17 protein-coding genes and 1 pseudogene are annotated in these 22,221 nt (G+C 42.8%); 14 read left to right on the top strand and 4 right to left on the bottom strand.

What is annotated here, in order from left to right:
• The first annotated feature begins 83 nt into the window (after positions 1 to 83).
• Together DWX43_RS15440 and guaA are read left to right on the top strand one after the other, a co-directional pair.
• Positions 84 to 1,439: an MATE family efflux transporter gene (locus tag DWX43_RS15440; protein ID WP_118620918.1), complete on the top strand. Its 1,356-nt coding sequence runs from the start codon at positions 84 to 86 to the stop codon at positions 1,437 to 1,439.
• Positions 1,440 to 1,699: 260 nt separating this feature from the next.
• The gene (gene guaA, locus DWX43_RS15435) at positions 1,700 to 3,247 is read left to right on the top strand and encodes a glutamine-hydrolyzing GMP synthase (protein ID WP_118620917.1); all 1,548 of its coding nucleotides are present in this window, start codon (positions 1,700 to 1,702) and stop codon (positions 3,245 to 3,247) included.
• Positions 3,248 to 3,467: 220 nt separating this feature from the next.
• Here guaA and DWX43_RS15430 read toward each other — a convergent pair whose 3' ends face one another.
• Positions 3,468 to 3,704, bottom strand: coding sequence for a helix-turn-helix transcriptional regulator (locus tag DWX43_RS15430; protein ID WP_182440723.1), 237 nt, complete (start codon positions 3,702 to 3,704; stop codon positions 3,468 to 3,470).
• A gap of 131 nt (positions 3,705 to 3,835) precedes the next feature.
• A complete protein-coding gene (locus tag DWX43_RS15425; protein ID WP_118620915.1) occupies positions 3,836 to 3,997 on the bottom strand; it encodes an Arc family DNA-binding protein in 162 nt (53 codons plus the stop codon).
• Positions 3,998 to 4,683: 686 nt separating this feature from the next.
• Here DWX43_RS15425 and DWX43_RS15420 point away from each other — a divergent pair.
• From DWX43_RS15420 to DWX43_RS15405, 4 genes and pseudogenes are all read left to right on the top strand, one after another.
• Complete coding sequence (locus DWX43_RS15420; RefSeq protein WP_109730062.1) at positions 4,684 to 5,058, top strand: hypothetical protein; 375 nt, start codon at positions 4,684 to 4,686, stop codon at positions 5,056 to 5,058.
• A gap of 153 nt (positions 5,059 to 5,211) precedes the next feature.
• Positions 5,212 to 5,514, top strand: a pseudogene (locus tag DWX43_RS15415) (NUDIX domain-containing protein); the annotation flags it as partial.
• A gap of 386 nt (positions 5,515 to 5,900) precedes the next feature.
• Positions 5,901 to 7,019, top strand: a complete 1,119-nt coding sequence (locus DWX43_RS15410; protein ID WP_118620914.1) for an HNH endonuclease domain-containing protein — start codon at positions 5,901 to 5,903, stop codon at positions 7,017 to 7,019.
• Positions 7,009 to 7,599 (top strand): class I SAM-dependent methyltransferase, encoded by a 591-nt coding sequence (locus DWX43_RS15405; RefSeq protein WP_118620913.1) that lies wholly within the window; start codon positions 7,009 to 7,011, stop codon positions 7,597 to 7,599. The genes DWX43_RS15410 and DWX43_RS15405 overlap by 11 nt, the downstream gene beginning before the upstream one ends.
• 228 nt (positions 7,600 to 7,827) lie before the next feature.
• Here DWX43_RS15405 and DWX43_RS15400 read toward each other — a convergent pair whose 3' ends face one another.
• Entirely contained in the window at positions 7,828 to 9,549 is a 1,722-nt protein-coding gene (locus tag DWX43_RS15400; RefSeq protein WP_118620912.1) for a [FeFe] hydrogenase, group A, read from the bottom strand.
• Positions 9,543 to 11,375: an NAD(P)-binding protein gene (locus DWX43_RS15395; RefSeq protein ID WP_118620911.1), complete on the bottom strand. Its 1,833-nt coding sequence runs from the start codon at positions 11,373 to 11,375 to the stop codon at positions 9,543 to 9,545. The genes DWX43_RS15400 and DWX43_RS15395 overlap by 7 nt, the downstream gene beginning before the upstream one ends.
• A gap of 424 nt (positions 11,376 to 11,799) precedes the next feature.
• Here DWX43_RS15395 and DWX43_RS15390 point away from each other — a divergent pair, with 424 nt between their 5' ends.
• The 8 genes from DWX43_RS15390 (at position 11,800) to DWX43_RS15355 (ending at position 22,089) form a co-directional block, all read left to right on the top strand.
• The gene (locus DWX43_RS15390; RefSeq protein WP_118620910.1) at positions 11,800 to 13,107 is read left to right on the top strand and encodes a hypothetical protein; all 1,308 of its coding nucleotides are present in this window, start codon (positions 11,800 to 11,802) and stop codon (positions 13,105 to 13,107) included.
• A gap of 42 nt (positions 13,108 to 13,149) precedes the next feature.
• The gene (locus DWX43_RS15385; RefSeq protein ID WP_118620909.1) at positions 13,150 to 13,782 is read left to right on the top strand and encodes a hypothetical protein; all 633 of its coding nucleotides are present in this window, start codon (positions 13,150 to 13,152) and stop codon (positions 13,780 to 13,782) included.
• Between the two features lie 20 nt (positions 13,783 to 13,802).
• Positions 13,803 to 16,850: a glycoside hydrolase family 3 protein gene (locus tag DWX43_RS15380; RefSeq protein WP_182440722.1), complete on the top strand. Its 3,048-nt coding sequence runs from the start codon at positions 13,803 to 13,805 to the stop codon at positions 16,848 to 16,850.
• A gap of 470 nt (positions 16,851 to 17,320) precedes the next feature.
• Positions 17,321 to 18,463: a GHKL domain-containing protein gene (locus DWX43_RS15375; RefSeq protein ID WP_181368588.1), complete on the top strand. Its 1,143-nt coding sequence runs from the start codon at positions 17,321 to 17,323 to the stop codon at positions 18,461 to 18,463.
• On the top strand, positions 18,460 to 19,200 hold the full coding sequence (locus DWX43_RS15370; RefSeq protein WP_118620907.1) for a LytTR family DNA-binding domain-containing protein: 741 nt from the start codon (positions 18,460 to 18,462) through the stop codon (positions 19,198 to 19,200). The genes DWX43_RS15375 and DWX43_RS15370 overlap by 4 nt, the downstream gene beginning before the upstream one ends.
• Positions 19,201 to 19,243: 43 nt before the next feature.
• Complete coding sequence (locus tag DWX43_RS15365) at positions 19,244 to 19,957, top strand: LytTR family DNA-binding domain-containing protein (RefSeq protein ID WP_118620906.1); 714 nt, start codon at positions 19,244 to 19,246, stop codon at positions 19,955 to 19,957.
• On the top strand, positions 19,957 to 21,228 hold the full coding sequence (locus DWX43_RS15360) for a GHKL domain-containing protein (protein ID WP_118620905.1): 1,272 nt from the start codon (positions 19,957 to 19,959) through the stop codon (positions 21,226 to 21,228). Before DWX43_RS15365 ends, DWX43_RS15360 begins: the two co-directional genes overlap by 1 nt.
• Before the next feature lie 114 nt (positions 21,229 to 21,342).
• Positions 21,343 to 22,089, top strand: a complete 747-nt coding sequence (locus tag DWX43_RS15355; protein ID WP_118620904.1) for a hypothetical protein — start codon at positions 21,343 to 21,345, stop codon at positions 22,087 to 22,089.
• The last annotated feature ends 132 nt before the right edge of the window (positions 22,090 to 22,221 follow it).

Genomic DNA, 22,221 nt, shown 5'->3' with positions numbered 1-22,221 from the left:
AGGCGCGAGTTTCGCAAGCGAAACTCTATTTTATTTAAAGGAATGAAGGAAGAAAGTTACTGAAAGAGGAAATAAGAAAACGTATGAAAGCAAAAGTAGACAGGAGTGCCTATTTATTCGATAATAAGGCACTGAGGGCATTGATTATCCCGCTGATCATCGAGCAGCTTCTGGCTGTCCTGGTCGGCATGGCAGATTCTATTATGATAGCGAGCGTAGGAGAGGCGGCAGTATCTGGTGTTTCACTGGTAGATAACATCATGGTACTGTTTATTAATGCATTTGCGGCTCTCGCCACAGGAGGCGCCGTTGTGTCCGGGCAGTACCTCGGACAGAGGAACGAAAAGTCCGCCTGCGAGGCATCCACACAGATTGTCTGGTTTATCACGATTATTGCAATCGGAATCATGGCAGTCATCTATTGCGGCAAATGGTTTATTCTGCATGTAGTATTCGGTGCAATCGATGCAGATGTCATGGGACACGCAAACACTTATCTGATGATCGTAACCGCATCCATCCCGTTTATGGCACTATATAACGCAGGAGCGGCGACATTCCGCGCAATGGGGAACTCCAAGGTTTCCATGCAGGTTTCCATCATTATGAACATTATCAACATCGGAGGAAACGCAATCCTGATATACGGTTTCCACCGCGGAACAGAAGGAGTGGCGATTCCCACGCTCGTATCCAGAATGGCGGCTGCAATCATGATCATGGCACTGCTGTGCGACCAGAAGCGCCAGCTGCACGTGAAGCGGACACTAAAATATCATCCCGACTGGCAGATGATCAAAAGAATCCTGACGATCGGCGTCCCGAACGGCCTCGAAAACAGCATGTTCCAGCTCGGCAAGATACTGGTACTAAGCCTTGTATCTACATTCGGTACATACGCAATCGCGGCAAATGCAGTCAGCAACGCCGTGGCACTCTTCCAGATCCTCCCCGGAATGGCTCTCAATCTGGCAATCACATCCGTCATCGCACAGTGCGTCGGCGCGGGAGACTATGAACAGGTACACTACTATACAAAAAAACTGGTCGGGATCGTGTATGTACTCATCTGGATCATGAACGCAGCAATCTTCATGCTGCTTCCTTTGATATTAAGAGCATATAACCTGTCAGACCTGACAGCCGAGACAACAAAACAAATCTTATACTTCCACAGCATCAGCTGCATGATCATCTGGCCGCTGTCTTTCTCCGTGCCTTCGACACTCCGTGCGGCAGGAGATGCACAAGTCACAATGGTCATATCAATATTCTCCATGTGGGTATTCAGGATCGTGTTCAGCTATATACTTGGACGGTATATGGGCATGGGCGTATTCGGGATATGGGTGGCAATGGTCATTGACTGGTGCTTCAGGGCAGTATGTATGTGCGTTAGGTATGTTAGAGGAAAGTGGAAGTTGAAGAGAACCATATAGTGTTGGGGACGTAATCTTTCTTAGGAAGGCTACGTCCCCAATTGAGTTTTGTGGTGTCACTTTTTGAAGTTTGCCCTGTACCAAAGTGAAGTTATTCACAACTATTCTTGTATTATTGTGGAAAACTACGGGAAAATTGAGGTATAAGGTGAATTTTTCACAAAGAGAGTCTTGTAAAACGGGAAGTGCTACTTTATAATAGGTAAGTAAATCAAAAATAGCTGTTTCACAGCTTTTTTATTTTGAGCAGGAGGAAGACTTTGAAGAACGAATTAGTGATTGTCCTCGATTTTGGCGGACAGTATAACCAGTTAGTCGCAAGGCGTGTCAGAGAATGTAACGTGTATTGCGAAATCTATTCTTATAAGACCGATATAGAAAAAATCAAAGAAATGAAACCGAAGGGGATTATCCTGACGGGAGGGCCCAACAGCTGTTATGAGGAGGATTCCCCGACTTATTCTAGAGAACTTTTTGAACTGGGAATTCCTGTGTTGGGACTGTGTTATGGCGCCCAGCTGATGATGCATGTCTTAGGTGGTAATGTGGGACGTGCCAAAGTGCGGGAATATGGTAAGACGGAAGTGCTGATCGACAAGCAGGATTCGAAGGTATTTGAAAATGTATCTACACCTACGATATGCTGGATGAGCCACTTTGACGCTATTTCACAGGAGGCTCCGGGATTTGAGATTACAGCTCATACGGCTGATTGTCCTGTAGCGGCAGCTGAGAATGAGGCAGAAGGACTGTATGCGATTCAGTTCCATCCGGAGGTGCTTCATACAGTGGAAGGCACAAAGATGATCAATAATTTTGTGAAAAATGTTTGTGGCTGTGCCGGAGACTGGAAGATGGATGCTTTTGTTGAGGAAACGATTGCGGCTATCAGGGAGAAGGTTGGTAACGGAAAAGTACTTTGTGCTTTGTCCGGTGGTGTAGATTCATCTGTGGCAGCTGTTATGCTTTCTAAGGCTATCGGATCACAGCTGACTTGTGTATTTGTGGATCATGGCCTGCTTAGAAAAAATGAAGGCGATGAAGTGGAGGCGGTTTTCGGACCGGAAGGTCATTATGATCTGAACTTTATCAGGGTCAATGCCCAGGAGCGGTTCTATGAAAAACTTGCCGGTGTGACGGAGCCGGAAGAGAAGAGAAAGATCATTGGTGAAGAGTTTATCCGTGTTTTCGAGGAAGAAGCGAAGAAGATCGGAACAGTAGATTTCCTTGTACAGGGGACTATTTATCCAGACGTCGTAGAGAGTGGTCTGGGCGGAGAATCAGCAGTCATTAAGTCACATCATAATGTAGGCGGACTGCCGGATTATGTTGACTTTAAAGAAATTATTGAGCCGCTGAGAGATCTGTTTAAGGACGAGGTGCGCAAAGCTGGATTGGAACTTGGTATACCGGAAAGACTGGTGTTCAGACAGCCATTCCCGGGGCCGGGACTTGGAATCAGGATCATCGGGGAAATAACCGAAGAGAAAGTAAAGATTGTTCAGGATGCCGACGCTATTTACCGCGAAGAAATGGATGCGGCAGGAATGAACAAGATTGTTGGCCAGTATTTTGCAGCGCTTACGAATATGCGGTCTGTAGGAGTCATGGGGGATGAACGCACCTATGATTATGCAGTGGCATTAAGGGCTGTGAATACGATAGACTTTATGACAGCAGAATCCGCAGAAGTGCCTTGGGAGGTGCTGCACCGGGTTACCAGCAGGATTGTAAATGAAGTAAATCATGTAAATAGAGTATTCTATGATCTGACGGGGAAGCCGCCGGGGACGATAGAATTCGAATAACGGACAGAACCCCGGAAATGTTGATAAAATGGGCATTTCCGGGGTGTTTTATGTCGTTTGGCTCTATTTAGAAAAATTGACTTTCTTATATGAGTATGGCGGAGGGGAATGAGCCCCTCTTTACAATCGCCCACGCATGGTTATAGGTTACGCCATCTGTCCACTCCTGCCGCTTTACAGCCACGCACATACCACAAGAGGGATTTTATTATATTTTGATTTACTTTAAGAGTTCATCATAGGTGGTTTCCAGACAATCACGGATACCACGAAGCTGTGTGCCAGTAATATGCTGAATACCACGCTCAATCTTAACTAAGGCTTCTCGGGTCATTCCGATTTCTTTTAAATCCAGCATACCAATCAATTCAGTCTGCCCGATTCCTTTTTCTAATCGTATTCTACGAATATTTCCCCCAATATCAATTCCGTCTTGCTTTATTTTTTGTTCCATCATTTATTCCTTTACGAGTGGACTAAAATTAGTCCGTTTTCTCTTTATCTTATAAAGAAAAAATGATAGAATGGGACTAGGATGAGTCCACTTGAAGGGCGAAATGATAACAGCAGAAAAATATGGATGAAATCCTATTTTAAAGACCCATGTTTATGCTCATGCTGTGCGATTGCCTGCCGAATTAGATATAACACTTCTCCATTTATGGAACGCCCGTCAAATTCAGCAAGACTTTTTAATTTCTTATGAGTTTCGGAATCAATGCGTAATCCCAGATGTTTAACATTTTCCATAATATTTCCTTTCTGCCTAAGTTAAGTACAAAACAAGTACAGTTAGTAAGTACATTTTAAGTACACGGGGCAAAGTAATGTATGGAAGTACGAAGATAAAAAAGCTATTTCGCTATGTTTAGTGGACTTTCAGACATTGGAGATTTACTCATTACAGGACTGGTATCTGGCATGTTCTACAAGAGATTATTGGGTTGAAATGGACATTGAAGGAGAAAAGGTTGGCGTTAATGCGTTTTACCTTCCGACAAGGGATTAGAGTTGTATGACACTTTGTTTGGGATTTATTTCATAAGACTCATTGATGCTTAGGAAACATGAACTTTACAGATGAATTATCCAGTAGTATTATAAACATAAATTAAGAAAACATCCATACCAAAGTGAATGCTCCAGAAGTAGTATTATCTACTTCTCAAGGCAATTCGCCCATACCATTGATAGACGGGGTATTATTTTTTTCTCTTAATCTTCCAAATGCTTCCCCTTCCTATCTATTCCATCAATACGGATAAAGGGATTCAGGAGTATTCTTCTCTGTCATAGGTACTTTCCATCTGGATGTTCTAGCATACAGGGGAGTAGTGTTCCATTAAAATTCAAATCTTTTCCCTCCCCGGCAGAATTCCAGTATAACTGGATGGTTTTTTGGTGTATCTATCATATTTGAAACTAGGAGGTCTTTTATGAAACGTGAATTAGGAATTGCAAGATGTGGGCTTGCGTGCTGTTTGTGTTCTGAAAACACAAGCTGTCAGGGGTGTAATTCAGGAAAATGTCCGGGTAAAGAATGGTGCGAAAATAGGAAATGCTCAATAGAAAAACATAACTCCCACTGTTATAGTTGTAGAGAAGATTGTAGGAAAGGTCTGCTGTCAAAAATAAAGCCGTATGGTTTTACTCTATTTGTTAAAAGATATGGAGAAGAAATGCTGCTAGATTGTTTGGAACATAACGAGAAAAATGGCGTTGTATATCATCGTGATGGTATTGTTGGGGATTATGATGAATTTGACGATGTTGAAAAATTAATTGCGTTTATTAAAGAGGGAAAGTGTTAATTTGCATATCAGAGGAGTTAGCAAATGGTTGAAGTAAAGTTTTATGATAACATTGCAGACGAACTGCTAAAATTTGCAGTTATCATTACAAAACATAATGGGAAATGGGTTTTTTGTAAGCACAAAGAATGAGAAACATATGAAGTACCCGGCGGACACAGAGAAGATGGTGAAACAATTCTGGAAGCCGCGGAGCGAGAGTTGAAGGAGGAGACCGGTGCCATTGATTATGTAATCAAACAGGTATGCATATATTCCGTTAAAAAAACGGGAATTAACGAAACTGTCAATGAAGAATCGTTTGGTATGTTGTTTTTTGCGGAAGTTTATTCTTTCGGGGATATACACAGTGAAATTGAAAACATTATAATTTGCGATAACCTGATTGACAACTGGACATACCCACAGATTCAGCCCAAATTGCTACAGGAGGCAGAAAGACGCAAATTTATATAACTTGAGTTTATCAAGATGTTATGTTTTAGATACCTTGAAATCTTATTGTTAATAAATTTCCGATTCTGCTTTCATTTGTCAGAAGCCTGAAAAGATAAGGACAGTTCAGAATATAATTGCTGAGCTGTTCTTTTTTTAGGAACAGCGGTTGTATTCATACATTTCCCAATTCAGGGATTTCCTTATACCCCCATATAAAGTATAATAAATATTAATACAAACAATTTACGCTGCGAGTAAGTACTAGGAGGCATTCCCATGAATGACCAAGATCTCAAAATAAAAGTCCAGTCCTCCCTAAACCACCACGGCGGATATTTGTTAAACACACTCTAATCTATAAACCAGGGTTCCTTATATATAAGAACTTTAGAAAGAGGCAATGCATGACTGATATACAATACTCCCTCCCACAGGATGACAATCTTGAAATCTCATATTTGTCGCATTTATTCGACAACATGAGTGAATGTTATAAACTTTTCTGGTTTCAGGCCATAGTGCGTCTTGTGAGTCAGGATAAAACAGTCATTAGTTATGATGAGTTAGTCAATGAAATGATTGCAGACGCATGGTACATGGTTTCAGAGTATCGTCTGAATCTTGGTCCGGCCGATACGTTGGAATCCCTTGTACACTATATATACCAAAGCAGCGGGATGAAAACGAATGAGAAGAAGGAAAATATTCTTGCTTATCTGAAAAATAGTAATGATTCGGAATTAAAAAAGAGAAAGCGTACTTTGACTTACAATGTCCCATACCGTCTTCAGGCTCCGTTCATGAAGTATCTGAAAGGGAACGGGTGGAAAGTTTCTGAGAAAAAGGTTGCGGAGAAGATTAATAAGGAAAGTCGTCTGATCTATTATTTTGTAAGATTATCGGGTCTGGATTCACAGATAGAAATTACTCCGCAGTGGAAGCACTATATTATAAAAAATCAGGAGATCCTGCAGGGATGGCTTCAGTATAACATGATTACATACCTCCAGAGGAGAAATCCAAATATCCCCGGAATTGTAAACAAGCTCAATCCACCGCAGGAGCGGAAGCTTGCGCGGGTAAAGAAGTACTGGAGACTGATATGCGAAACAGCTCCGATCAGGGATATTTATACGGGTAGGGAACTGGAACCGAAAGACATTTCTATCGACCATTTTGTACCCTGGTCTTATGTGACCCATGATGAATTGTGGAATTTGAATCCAACTACAAAAAGTGCAAACAGCAGCAAGAGCAACCATTTACCGGTATGGGATATTTATTTCCCAAAACTATGTGAAATCGAATACCGGGCATACCAGACGACGTGGGCACATGGGAGAATCCTTGATGAATTTGAACGCTGCCGCAAGGAACACGTTAACAGCGACGAGGCATGGATGCAGTTATACCGGGAAGGTCTGACAAAAGAAGAGTACTACCGCAATCTGGAGGGGATACTTCTGCCGGTTTACCAGTCTGCACACAATTTGGGATTTAAGGAATGGGAATATGGAAGATAAGACATTAGAATATTATGAGAAATATGCGGAAGATTTTTATCGCGACACAGTATATGCAGATGTTACGCAACTGTATCAAATGTTTCTGGACAGGCTGCCTTTAAAGGCAAGGATACTGGATCTCGGCTGCGGAAGTGGGAGAGACAGTAAGTATTTTAAAGAGCTGGGTTATGAAGTAACGGCAATCGACGGGGCGCCGGAACTTTGCAGACTGGCATCAATAAATATAGGGCAGCAGGTGATTTGTACTCGTTTTACAGAAATTAACTATCAAAATGCTTTTGACGGCATATGGGCATGTGCCTCGCTTTTGCATGTCCCGGCGGGGGAAATAAATGCTGTTTTGGAAAAAATCAATAAGGCATTGGTACCGAAGGGAATCTTATATGCTTCTTTCAAGTATGGAAACGGTGAACGAACTAAAGACGGGCGCTATTTTAATGACTGCACGGAGGAAAAAGCATCGGCATTATTGGCTGACTCAGGAGGCTGGAGCAGCTGGAGTTGTTATATTACGAAAGATGTACGTGCCGGACGTGGGGAAGAGTTATGGCTGAATATTATAGCCGTAAAAGAATAAGCCGGAAGTATGTGACTTTATGTCCAACAGAGAGAAACCGATGGGTGATATCCACAGATGTAACCGATGTCAAAAAGGTTATATGATTGTTAAACCAAATCGAAAAACAGGGCAGTATTTCTTCGGTTGTACAAACTATGATACAGAAGGAATACGATGCAAAAATTCAGAAACTATCGGGTAGAAAGGAAGCTGCTTTGGCAATGTCCAAGCAGCTTCCTCCAGCTTTTAGTGCTCCGTATGCAGCAGCATATGTGCCCTGTGTGACAGTGGTTTATCGAAGAATTCCTCATATATCACCGCGATATCTTCATTTTCATGAGAGAATCTCACCTCTGCATCGCTGTCCAGCCCATAGAGTTTCTTTCCTCTTTCGTGCGCCAGTTCTTCGCCATCGTGGATTGGCTGTCCGCCGCCGCCCACGCAGCCGCCGGGGCAGGCCATGACTTCTACGAAATCGTACTGGACCTCGCCTCTCTGCATTCGTTCTAACAGGTTCCTTGTATTTCCAAGTCCGCTGACTGCAGCGATTCGGAGTGTTGTTCCGTTTATTGTGAAATCGGCCTCCTGTACGCCGGAATTTGCATCAAATCCTTTGCTTCTTACCGGTTTGAAGATATCAGCCTGTGGATTCTCTCCTGTCAGGGTATGGTAAGCGGTACGAAGTGCTGCCTCCATGACGCCGCCGGTTACCCCGAAGATTAGTCCCGCGCCGGAGCCGCTTTGCATAGGTCGGTCGCTTTCAATGTCCTGTAAGGTGTCGGGGCAGATATGTGCAGAACGGATCATCTTAACAAGCTCTCTTGTGGTAATTACCGCATCAATATCATGTCCCGCGTATTCCCCGTAAAAAAGTTCTTTCTCGCGTTCCCCTTTTTTGGCAACACACGGCATGACGGATACGGTATAAATGTCATCGGGAGAAACGCCTATTTTCTCCGCAAAATACGTTTTCATGACGGCGCCGAACATTTGCTGCGGGGATTTTGCCGTAGACAGCTGTCTTACCAGATGCGGATACTGGGACTTTACAAACCGTACCCATCCCGGGCAGCAGGACGTAAACATAGGCCTGCTTTTCAGTTCCCCGTTCGTAAACCTGCTGATGAATTCCCCCGCCTCCTCCATGATGGTTAAATCGGCCGAAAATGCGGTATCAAAAACATAGTCCACGCCCATCCGCTTCAGGGAATCCATAATCTTACCAACAGTTGCATCCTCAGGCTCCATTTCCAGTTCTTCACCCCATGCCGCACGCACGGCCGGCGCTACCTGTGCAACTACAATCTTCTTCTTATCTGCGATGGCTTCCCACACTTTCTCTGTATCATCCCGTTCTCTTAAGGCACCTACCGGACAATGGGTAATACACTGGCCGCACAGGGAACAGTCTGCATCTTCAATACGTCTGTGTCCGGTTACACCGATGGTTGTCCTGGAACCCGTGCCTTCCACATGCCAGATTCCCAGCCCCTGTACTTTTTCACATATCTGCACGCACCGCATACATTTGATGCACTTGGCAGAATTCCGGATCAGAGGAAACTTCTGGTTCCACGGTCTTTTATCGATTTCTATTTTGAAGGGAATGTCAATGATGTTTAAATCATTGGCGATTTTCTGTAGGCTGCAGTTTCCGCTGCGTGCACATGTCACGCACTGGCAGTCGTGCTGGGACAGGATAAGCTGTACATTTCTTCTGCGGTCCATTCGTACCTTCGGGCTGTTTGTATAGATGACCATCCCTTCTTCTGCCACATTATTGCAGGAAGTAATCAGCCGGTCAGAGCCTTCTAACTCAACCACACAGACACGGCATGCCGCGATCTCATTGATCCCTTTCAGGTAGCAGAGTTTGGGGATCGGTATACCATTCTGGCGGGCAGCCTCCATGATAGTAGTATTTTCTTCTGCCTGTATTTTTTGATTGTCTATCATAAACGTTACCATAATCGTTCCCGACCTCCTTTAAATATTCCGTAACCAAAATGATCGCACCGCAGACATCTGGATGCCTCCTGTCTTGCCTCATTTTCCGTCATGCAGTTTTCCACACCGTCAAAATCGAGGACCCTCTCGCATGCCTCACGCTCGGTTAAGTTGATTCTTCCGCACGGAGTGCGTTCAAACAGATTGGCCTCCGGTATTTCCACGTCACAGGATATTTCATGACGGTATCCGAGGTACTCGTCTATGTTGGCAGCTACAACCTTGGCCGCGGCTATCGCTTTTATGACAGAGGCCGGACCACTTGCACAGTCGCCTCCTGCAAATACTCCCGGGATATTTTCAAAAGTACCGGAACTTTCGGTTACAATTTTACCTCTTACGACCGGTATGCCGGCCTCTTCAAAATGTGCCGTCTCAATGTTCTGCCCGATTGCAACAATCAATACATCACATGGTATGTAAATGTCCTCTTCCCCGGTAGGTCTGATACTGGCACGCCCGTCCCGGATGGTGCTGATCATCTGGGGCGTGACAGAGATTCCCCTGACATGTCCATTTTCATCCACATCAATGGCTGACGGAGCCTTTAATGTCTGTAATTCGATTCCCTCGGCAACGGCCCCGTCAATCTCACCCGGAAGGGCTGTCATATCAGCCACCCTGCGCCGGTATACAATGCTTACCTTCTCGGCACCAAGCCGTTTGGCAGTCCGCACTGCATCCATAGATACATTGCCGCCCCCGATAACTGCAACATGTTTGCCAGACAAATCCATGATCTCATTCCTGCCTACGTTGCGCAGGAACTGCACAGCTGACAGGACGCCGTCGGCATCTTCTCCGGGGAGTCCCAGTTTCTTGTCCGTGCTGGCCCCGATCGTAATCAGCACGGCATCATACTGTTTTCTTAGTTCCTGGATGGTGATATCCTGACCGATCTTCAGGCCGTGTTTTATTTCTACGCCTGTCTTTAAAATGCTGTTAATGTCCTCCTCTAAACGTTCCTTTGGAAGTCTGTAGTTCGGAATTCCGTAGCGCAGCATTCCTCCGAGTTTCGGAAGCATCTCATACACGGTCGTCTGGTGCCCCATGAGCTGTAAATAATAAGCCGCACTTAAACCGCCCGGTCCTCCGCCGAGAACTGCTACACGTTTCCCAGTGCTGGGCGCGCACTCCGGCGGGTCAACCTCTCCGGCAAAATCAGCAGCAGCCCGTTTCAGCCCCCGGATATTGATAGAATCATCCATCATGTTCCTTCTGCACCGCGCCTCACACGGATGCTCGCAGATAAACCCGCATGTGGTCGGAAAAGGATTGTCTTTCCGGATCAGGCGGATTGCATCGGCATATCTTCCCTCCAGAATGAGGGCCACATATCCCGGGATATCTACCCGGGCAGGACATAGTGAAACACACGGCACAGCCTGATGGAAGGTACAGGTGCACCGCCCGTTCTGGATGTGTTCTATATAATCATCCCGGTATCCGATCAGCCCTTTATAAACCATCCTTGCGGCTTCATAGCCAATCGCACAGTCCGCAGAGTCCATGATGGACAAAGCAGTTTCCTCCATAATATCTAAAGTTTCCATAGTCGCATTTCCATCAAGGACATCCTTGATAAAATGATTCAGCTGCCCGAGCCCGATCCGGCATGGCACACATTTCCCACAAGTCTGCGCATGACATAATTCTAAAAATGCGCGTGACATATCCACAGGACATAATCCCGGAGGGCTGGACTCAATTCTCCGCTCCAGATCTTTATAGAGCCCTTCCATGACGATCCGGGCCCTGTTTGGCGAAGCAATCTCTAATCTGCTCATTGATTTAATCCCCTTTTTACATAATGCTATTCTGCTTTACCCCGCAGTGTTTCATATTATATCATCGAACAGGGCGGGTTGTAATTACCTGGGACATAAGTAGTTTATTTAACATGGTTGACAGAAAATTGACAGGGGCATCAGGCAGGAATGCCCCGGTTATTTCAGGGGAATTCGCATCTTTTTGTATAATTTCGAAAATTATGGTGTCAAGTGTTGTTTGTCACACTATAGTTACAGTTCATTTTTTTCTTAATACCGTTTGTCATATATAAAAAGCGTTATACCCCAAATTATTGTAAACATATCCCCCAGATTCTACAATAGAAAGCAGGTAGAAGAACGTTCGGATATCAATTAATTACTGTTTGCAGGCCAGTGGGCAGTAACATCATATGAAAGAGGTATTGAGAAGGAGGAACTTATGAAAAGAGGAAGAGTTATAGCATTGCTATTAGCGGCAGGTATATCTTCCGCAGCTTTTATGACTGGATGTGCAAATCAAAGTAATGGTACATCAAAAGTAACAGAACAGAAAGAGTCAAATTATGTACTGTCTTTTGTAGCGGCAGATAAAACAAACTGGGACCAGGAGGTAACAATAGGAAATCATACCTATACCATTGCAGTGAACCTTTCGGATGATAATTCATTTGAATTGAAGGGAACATGTGTAGGAATTGCAGAGGAAACGGGTCAGCAGGAGGGAATGGCAGCTCCGGGAACCGGTGCGCCGGATATGCAGGAAACGGAACCAGTCAGTCCAGGCACAGAGGATTCAAGAGCAGCAGATTCGGATACTGACAATTCAGGAGAAAAATCTGCCCAGACAGAGGATGCAGGTTCAAAAAGTACGGAAGACCTAACGGCTTATGATTTTACAATAAATGGAACTTGGTCTTATGAGGATGGCTGGGGATATACGTTGACGTTTGATGACGGGCAGGATACATCCGTCACTGCGAACTTTGATAAAGCAAGCAGCAGGCAATATTTTTATTATGATTTGGCACCGACAGTGGACGGGGAGGCACAGGAAGCGGTTCAGGTACAGTTTCAGGCAAAAGATGTTAAATTCAGAAACGAAATGGCAGATGACTATGTAATAGCGGAAGAGCGGAATGCGACCTACATTTTTGAAGGAAATGGAAACAGCCAGACAGGTAATGCCATTAATATTAAGATTTACTGTGAAGAGGATGGCACAGTTGCCGTATTAAGTCAAAACGGAAGCACTATGACCTATAGCGGGGGGACATGGACCGAAGATACATCAACACATGAGTTTTCAATTGATGCAGGGGGACCAATAACCGCAGACTACTGTGATATCTCTGGTAAAGAAGGATACCGTCTGAATTACACCTCTACTGGGGGGATGGGACCTTCCACAACGCTTACATGCTATCTGCCTCTGGCTGAAGGAATAACTTCAGATGATTATACGGACGAAGACTTTGAGGGAACTGTTGTTAAAAACCTTACCTGTACGGAAGCCGATTATACCATTGAACTTACCGAAAAAGGGTTTTTAAAAGTGTGCTCTGAGGGAACTGTTAATGAGACTTCAACCTATACATATAATGAAGGGGCAGATACATACTCACTTATAATCGGCGGACAGACTTACAATACGACGAAAAACGGTGACACTTATACAGCGGATGTGAAGATAACAGTCACCAGTATGTTTGGGACGGAAGAATATGAGCGCACATTTACGTTTCAGTAAAGTCTGAAATGAACATACATTTGATAAGTAAGGAGAAAGAATATGTCTAATCTGAAAGTTCAGGAAAAATTAGATAAAATGAAAAAATTGCGTAAAGTCTTGTTTGTATTCAGTATTATTGCTGCTGTCGGAAGTCTGGTGATGCTTATCATGTTTAATTTTGCACCAGTATTCAACCTCACAGTAGAAGGCACAGATAAGTTTGGAAATGGTGTGGATTATCCAGGCTGGCAGGCAATCTACTATGGCATCGGGATTCAATATATTCCGGGGTATTATGAGTTTGGGTTTAATATATGGACCTGTCTTGGTATGTATATACCTATATTATCATTGATAATCTGTACAGTTATGTACAGGAAAGGGAAAAACAAAAGAAAGGCAGTGCTGGAATATGTTATGGCAGCTGCACTGACTTTTGGTGGAATTACACTTGTAAACTGTACAAGGCTGGCTGTATTGACAGCATCCAGTGAAGGTCTGAATAATTTTAAGGATACATATCTGTTACCCGCAGTTGAAGCGGGAACATTCAGACTTCTGGCGTTTCCGAAAGCGCTTTGTGCGGTATGTCTGACAGCAGCAGCTATAAAAATTATAAATGGAAGTTTTCTTTTATATCAGAAAGCATATGCAAGAAAGATTCCTGTTATAACAAAGATGCCACAGCAGTAGAAATTAAAGGAGAAAAAACTATGACGAAACGTGCGAAAAAAAGAATCATCTCTCTTTCGGCAATCATCGCTGTTGTATTGATTCTAATGACTGTAATCACAAATGTTATGTATTATTATAAAGAATATATGGACCAGTTCCTTGGGGCAGGTACTATCAAAACAGAAACGAGCAGTGATGGTTTAAGCGGTGATTATATTGAGTATACAGCTACATCTGATACAGAATCCAGAGACAATGCAGCGGCCATTACACAGGAGACTGCCGAAGAGGGAATTGTGCTTCTGCGCAATGATGAAAAAGCGGATGGTGTTAATGGGAAGGCACTTCCACTGGTGAGCAGTTCCGATGAGGCTGCGTCCAAAAAAGTTACCATTTTAGGTTATAAATCCTGGCATAATAACATGTCAGGCGGAGAAGATCCAGCGACTACAGAAAATGCAGTGTCTATAGGTGTCGGACTATCCAATTATTTTGATACGAACCAGGCTGTAACTGATTTATATGCGACGGCATCCGATGATTTTGCAGATCCAGAGTCAGCACTTGCAAGTGCAGTAAGTACTTATGCGGAATACGACACAGCAATTATTACGGTTTCCCGTAATTCAGGCGAGGGTAATGATCAGGAAAGAGACCTTGGTAGTGCAGAGTATAACCGCACCGGACTATCCCTTAAGAATGCAGAGCTTGCTTTAATTGATTATGCATGTAAAAATTTCCCGGAAGTCATTATCGTGGTTAATGCAGCAAATACGATGGAATTAGGATTCCTTGACCCTAATGATGAAAACTATAAAACATCCGGTATGTACACGGATCCATACAGCGGAAACACTTATGATTTCAGTAAAATTACAGGCGCATACTGGGCTGGCTGCTGCGGATCTCAGGGCGGCACTGCTTTGGCAAGAATTGTTTCAGGGGATGTTAACCCATCTGGACATCTGTCAGATATTTATGCCCGCAATTTGAGAGAAGATCCAACTTATTATAATTTTGGAAATTTTGAATATCAGAATTCCAGTGATTTCGATACATATCAGGATTCCTCTGTTTATTTTGTGGAATACGAAGAGGGAATTTATACTGGATACCGTTATTATGAGACTGCGGCATATGAGGCAATGCAGGGAAATTATGAAGGCTATGATTATGGACAGAGCGTTGTATATCCATTCGGGTATGGGCTTTCCTACACAGATTTCTCTATGGAATATGCAAGTGACCCTTTGTTTGATGAGGAGACAGAGGAATATACTTTTGCTGTAAAGGTTACCAATACGGGTGAAACTGCGGGAAAAGCTGTAGCGCAGATTTATGTAAGTGCCCCGTGGGAGGCAGGTCAGGTGGAAAAGTCTCATGTTCAGCTGATTGGCTTTGCAAAAACGCAGGAATTGGAGCCAGGTGCCAGTGAAACTTTAACAATAACGGCAAGCAGGGACTATTTCAGTTCTTATGATTATGTAAATGAAAAAGCATATATTCTAGATGAAGGAGAATATACATTCTATCTTTCCGAAAACAGCCATAGCTGGACAGAGATTGATAAAGAGGACACCTCGCATGTATGGTCACAGGAGATTGATTCTAAAATTGTTTATAATGAAGACGGGGCAGGTAAGAGGACAACTGATGAAGTTGTTGCTACAAATGTATTGGATGATTCCACAAATTATAGATTTACAGATTATACAGAAGGTAAGACCGGCGATGGTTACATCCATAACTTCAGCCGTAAAGACTTTGCAGCATCTTTCCCAACGGCACCGGAAGGTAATGACCTTTTATTGACAGATGAACGGGCCATTAAAGAGATCGAAATATATGACGTGTGGGATGAGGAGCAGAATGAGATCAGCGAGATGCCAGAGACAGATATAGATAAGACAGACTATACGCTTGCAGATATGCGCGGTGTCGATATCGATGATGAGAAATGGGATGACTATATTAATCAATTTACCGTAGACTCTATGGCATATATGTTCATGAACGGCGGCTGGAATGAAATGGGAGATAGTGAGAATGGCGTTCCGAAGAGTTATGATGCAGATTCGCCATACGGGTTCTATGCAGCGCAGCTAAAAATTTCGGAATATGACATTAATGTATGGTATTGTGGGGCACCAATGGTTGCGGCCACATTCAATACAGAACTTTCAGAACGTCTGGGCTCTGCATTTGCTGAGGAGGCATATCAGTTAAAACAAGAAGACGGGCAGGGAATAACCGGCTTGTATGGCTATGGAATTAATACGCACCGCTCTGCTTTTGCAGGACGCAATTATGAGTACTATTCAGAAGACAGCCTGCTTTCGGGAAAAATGGCGGCAGCAGAGGCTTCAGGGGCGTCGGAAAAAGGTCTGATTACATTTATGAAGCACTACGCACTGAATGAGCAGGAACTGAACCGGCAGAAAAATGGATACTGTGCATGGTGCAATGAGCAGACATTCCGTGAAATTTACAACAGATCTTTTGAAATTTATATAAAAGAAGCCACCATGACTATAAATTATTATGATGTTGACGATGATGGCGAATATGCAATGACCAGTAAAGAGATGTCTGCAGCTACAGGTCTGATGAGCGCTTACAACAGAATTGGAGCGACCTACGCGGGAGCATCTGTGGTTATCAACAGTATTTTAAGGGATGAGTGTGGATTTACCGGAACGATAGTATCTGATGCAGGCGGTGAACCAAACACATACATGACTACAGATTACTCTTTACGGAGAGGACAGAATCTGACGTTGACGAATAATGGTACAAATGGGCTTTATGATACAACAAGTGCCACAGCAGTATACTGGCTGAAGCAGTCCACCCGATACCTGCTTTATAACAAGGCAAATTCAAATGCAGTAATGGGAATGGCTCCTGGCGACAATGTAAGTTATACGATGTCCCCGTGGCAGAAGATATTGATAGCAGTCTGGAGTGTAGTGGTTATACTTTCTCTTGCTGGGATTGCATACTGCATTATGCTGGGAAGGGGTAAAATAAAATTAAAAGAAATTATCGTTCAGGAAAAGACACCAGAAGATGAAGAAGAATACTAAAGGCATTTAACTCATAACAAAAAAGCATCCCCGTTGGAGCAGAACAATAAAAAAATCTTGTTGGACAGCTCTTTCGGGGCTCTTTGACTATTAAATGGAACTTGGGCTGCTTTATTGACAAGGCAAAAAAAGCATAATAATATTAAGGATAGAGATTAGCTGCATATATGGGAATCGTAAGTATAGCAGATATCGTACTGTATGAAAGTATGAATTAAGAGGGGATAAAGGAAACCATGAAGGTTCTGACAGAGTATATTAATATTTGGGCCGATCACGCATTTTGGTTTCAAATGTTCTGTGTGGCGGTGCTGACGGTCATGTCATTAGAATCCATTTCTAAAAAACACAGAGCGCTATTAAAAGCGGCACTTGAGGTTTTGTTGTTAATTTTAATTTTTTTTACTACTAATTTTTTGATATACCTGCTTTCAATTAAGCATATTTATTTCACGGGAGTGGGTTCTTGGATGTCTTATTTATTCGGTGTTGTTCTGTTCGCAGCATTTTTTTGTAAATATCCTGTACCAGCAAAGATTGTGACAGCATCCGCGGTCTGTTCTATGTCAGTAATCGTAATTGAACTGGGAACTTCTATTGGAAATGTAATAGAAGGATATGTTAACGGTTTTGACAGTTTGTGGACTAAGATCATAGCCGATTTCCTGATTTTGTTTGCAGCATGGACGATTAAAAAAAGACCAGTATCTGAATACGAAGTCAGCACATATGCTGCAAGGCTAAATGTTACCTGTTGTACGATTTCCACGGCTTTTGTGATTATATATGATTTTTTAGCAATTTACTTTTTGACGCCCCAAAAAACGGATGTTACGTCTGTTAGAATACTGATATCATTGATTTTAATTGCGTTGTATGTAATTAACGCGATTAATTATCTGATGACTTATTCCTTGTGCAGAGAACAGAAGCATGTGCTGGAACTGATGTCAGAAGCTCAGTTTACTCAAAGTGCAGCACAGCTTCTGACAATATCTGACCATAATCTTAATGAACTGAGAAAAATAAGCCATAATATCAATAATCAGTATTCTTATATGAGGGTACTTTTGCAGAATCAGGATTATGATGGACTGAAGGGATACTTTGATGAGGTTCTGGGAACTTTTTCAAAACCATTTATTTCGTATATAGATTGTGGTAACAGAATTCTGAACGCAATATTTAATTTGGAAAAAGCAAAGGCAGATGAAGCTGGAGTGAAAATGGATTTTATGATTCTTGTGCCATCCGAACTGTCAGTCAGTGAATTGGATTTATGTAATTTAATTACCAATATCGTGGATAATGCCATCGAAAATTGTCTTGCAGAGCGAATTGAATCTCCGGTCGTCTCCATTACTATGAGTGTACAGGGAGATTATCTGTTTGCCAGGTTTACGAATCAGACAAAGAAAAAAAAGAGTTTTCTGGAAAAACCTATTGTTTCTACAAAGAAGGACCATGTATATCATGGAAAAGGAATTGGCATAGCAAAGCACATTGTCCATAAATATAACGGTCATTATAGTAACAAAATTGAGGATGGGGTTTTTATTGCAGAATTTCTTCTGGATCTCTGCATAGGAAAAAACAAGGAGGGGAATTCATGAAAACAGTTCATGTAGCTGTCTGCGATGATGAAAAAAAAGCTCTTTCCATCATTTCCGCCTCTGTGGAGGCAGTATTTAGTGAGGAAGGGGTGGAGACAGAGATTGCGACTTGTTTATCGCCGATGCAGCTTCTAGAGCATATGAACCATACAGATTATGATTTGATTTTTCTTGATATCTGTATGTCGGAAATGGACGGTATAGAGCTTGGCAGGAAAATTACAGCAGCTGGTGGCAGCAGTTCTATTGTATTCGTTTCAAGCAGAATGGACAGGATGTATGATACATTTGCAATCCAGCCATTTGGATTTGTGAGAAAAGGGAATTTCATGGATGATATTAATGAGGTAATCCATCGTTATATTGAACAGGAGAAAAAGCCCAAAGAAGCTCAGACAGTACATTTCAGGGACCGGCAGGGAGAGATTATTACAGTCAATATAGACAAACTAAGATATATTGAATGCTATAAGAATGTTCAAGAGATACATATATGTGGTAATGAGATAAAGAAGATATATTCCAGAATGGAAATACTGGAGGAAAAACTGAAGAAATATGGGTTCATTAGGACCCATAAAGGTTATCTCGTAAATTGCAAATATATTAAGCGGTTTGACAGCAAAAAGGTAACCCTTTTAACAGGAGAAGAGCTCCCAATAGGGAGAAGCAGGTATCATGAGGCAATGGACGGATATATGTCCTATATTGGGACGCATGGTATCTTATTAGGCTAATGGAGGTGGATAAGAAATAAGATATCAGGAGGAAACAGCCCACATGCTTCAGATTGCTATTTGTGATGACGAAAAATTTTACAGAGATAAGATGAAAATGTATCTGGAATCTTATCTGACCGACCATAACTTAGAAGCCACAATTCATCTTTTCCTTTCCGGCGAGGATTTTCTCTCCCGGAAGGAAAATGTCGTCAAATACGATATTGTTTTTATGGACATCAATATGAATGAAATGGATGGAATACAGACGGCCATGCAGATACGCGCGTTTCAGTCGGAGACATTTATCGTGCTCGTGACAGCGTTTATCAATTATGTTCTGGACGGTTATAAGGTAAATGCGGTGCGCTATATCATGAAGGACTCTCTGGAAACGGCGCTGCCTGAGTGTATGGACGCCATCCTGCAGAAGATGCGCCTGCAGCAGGTCAGTTTTTCTTTTTCAGAAGGGGAGAAGAGGCTGTATACGGACAATATCCTGTACATTGAGAGCCAGAGGCATAAGTCTGTTTTCCATTATCTGGAGTCCGGGGTTGTGACTTACCAGATTTATGAAAAACTCGATCAAATTGAGGCGGCCCTCGACGGGTATGGTTTTTTACGCATTCATAAAAGCTATCTGGTAAACATGAAGCACATCCGCAGGATCAGTAATTATACGGTACTTCTGGATCTTGGGGAGGAGCTTCCTGTTCCGCGTCTGCGGTACAGGGCGGTGAAGGAAGCATTCGTAGCATTTAAAGGAGTAGTGTAATGGAAATTTTTCTAAAGAGTCTTGCATTATCTTTGGTGATGAGTATAAGCTGCAAAGTATTTTTTGACACTCTCCTTGAAAAGAGGCGGTGGAGGCGCGGCTGGATCGAAAATACGGAATTGCTGGCATTTACACTGGGCATTATAATAATTTCTATGTCAGAAATACCTCCGTATGCCATACAGCCCATTCGTTTTACGGCAGTAATCTGCATAGCAGTGCAGATCTATTACCGTGTCAGGTTTGTTCAAAACGTGTTTCTGTCGATACTTTTCTGTGGAATCTTCTGGATTGTAGAGATACTGACGATATCCTTCATTTACCTGCTGCCGATCACTGGCATCAGTATACAGATTGTGGAGGAGTCTGTATCAGACATCCTTCTGCTTTGCCTGATGCTTTTGTTCCATTTCAAATATAAGGGGAAAACGAATGTAATGTCAGGGACGAAGTGGACCCGTTTTTTATTTTTCCCAGTCTTTTGCATGGTGATTATCATAGCCGCAACGATGTACCCCTGGAATGGACAGGGGGGTAATGAGTATGTCAGGGTACTTGTTCTGGCGGGATTCGGACTGGTGAATATGGCTGCATTTTATTTTCTGTGGGATATTCTGGTCAGAGAGGCGGAGATGCAGAATCTCAGGCTGGGCAGAGAGCGCACGCAGAATCAGATGAATATGTATCAGAGCATGCAGGAAAATTATGAGCGGCAGAGACGGTTTCTGCATGACTATAAGAACCAGCTGAACTGCATACAGGGGATGCTTGCGGAGGGAAAGACGGAAGAAACGATGGAGTATCTCACTGCGCTGAACGGAAGTATCCGTATGAATGCGGACCATGTGAATACAAATCATACGGCTGTAAATGTGGTGCTGAACCAGAAGTACAGTTATGCACGGGAGAAGGGGATTACCATGACGATTTCAGTCAATGACCTTTCTTCCCTGACAATGGGTGAGGAGGACATCGTTACGATTCTGGTCAACCTCCTTGACAATGCAATCGAGGCCTGTGAAAAGCTGGAATCGAATAAAGTGATACAATTTAAAATGACAGTGGAGGATGGAGAACTCATTTTATCGATAAGAAATCCGGTTAAGGAGCCTGTAAAAATCAGAGATAACAGGATCGCTACGACGAAACCGGAAGAGGGACATGGTATCGGCCTTATAAATGTCCAGTCTGTGGTTCAGAAAAATTGTGGGACCAGCATCCTCAGATGTGAGGACGGATGGTTTTTCTTTTCGGCTATGATACCTGTATAGGGTGGAGCGTCTTTTTTTGCTGTCTGACCGTCTTTTCGTGCTGCGGGGATTGATGCCTAAGTGCCGCCGCAATAAAATATAGAAAACTGCAGGTACGAAAAAGGAGATGGGAACATGAGAAAAAAGAAATGGCTGATACCGTCACTTGCAATACTGATATTTTTTGTCTTTGGACTGACAGCATGTGGAGCGGGAACGGCAGAAGCAAAGACTGATACGCCGGAAGAAGTGTTGCTTGATTCAATGGAAGCGCTGAAAGAATTGGATCTGGATGCATTTAATGCAAGGACAGATAATTATGTAAGAACACACAGAAACTGGATTGGTATACCCACACAAAAGGAATACCGGATATTCAATGAATTACAGCAGCTGGGGCTGAAGGGAAAGCGGTATCGTTCAAATAAGAGGTTTGCCGATAAGATTGTACAGAATCTTTCATGGGAAATAAAAGATGTGCAGGTGTCTGGGAAGGATGCGCAGATTGATATGACTGTCACGAATATTGATATGTCAGATGTGATGGGAAAATATGAGATCAGTATCATGGAGGATATGATAAACAGTGACGGAACTGGCCTGACATCCATGATCCGGGATATCCATAAAATAGATTATGGTGATAACAGCGTGGTCAGTATTATGGAGCAGGAAGAGGGGCTTTCTGTTTTGGATATTACGGTGGGAGCATATAAAGAAGACGGCATCTGGAAAATTCATGTCAGTGACTCTTTTATCAATGCCGTAATGGGCAATATGGATTCAGAGCATTATTCCGATGAAATCCAGAACCGTCTGGATGAACTGGAAAAGGAATATGAATATAAACTGGACCAGTGGGAGGATGACTTTTTTGAATAAATCTAAATATATGTCAAAATTGTTTGACAAACATACTGGCAGTATGTATAATAAACATACCGTTAGTATGTTAAAAGACATAGTATTATAATTCCGGATCTTAAATGGAACCGGATATTCACAGGAGGCAGA

Source organism: Clostridium sp. AF19-22AC, from assembly GCF_003479085.1.
Lineage (GTDB): Bacteria > Bacillota > Clostridia > Lachnospirales > Lachnospiraceae > Faecalicatena_A > Faecalicatena_A orotica.
This window is presented reverse-complemented; position numbering and strand designations above follow the sequence as displayed.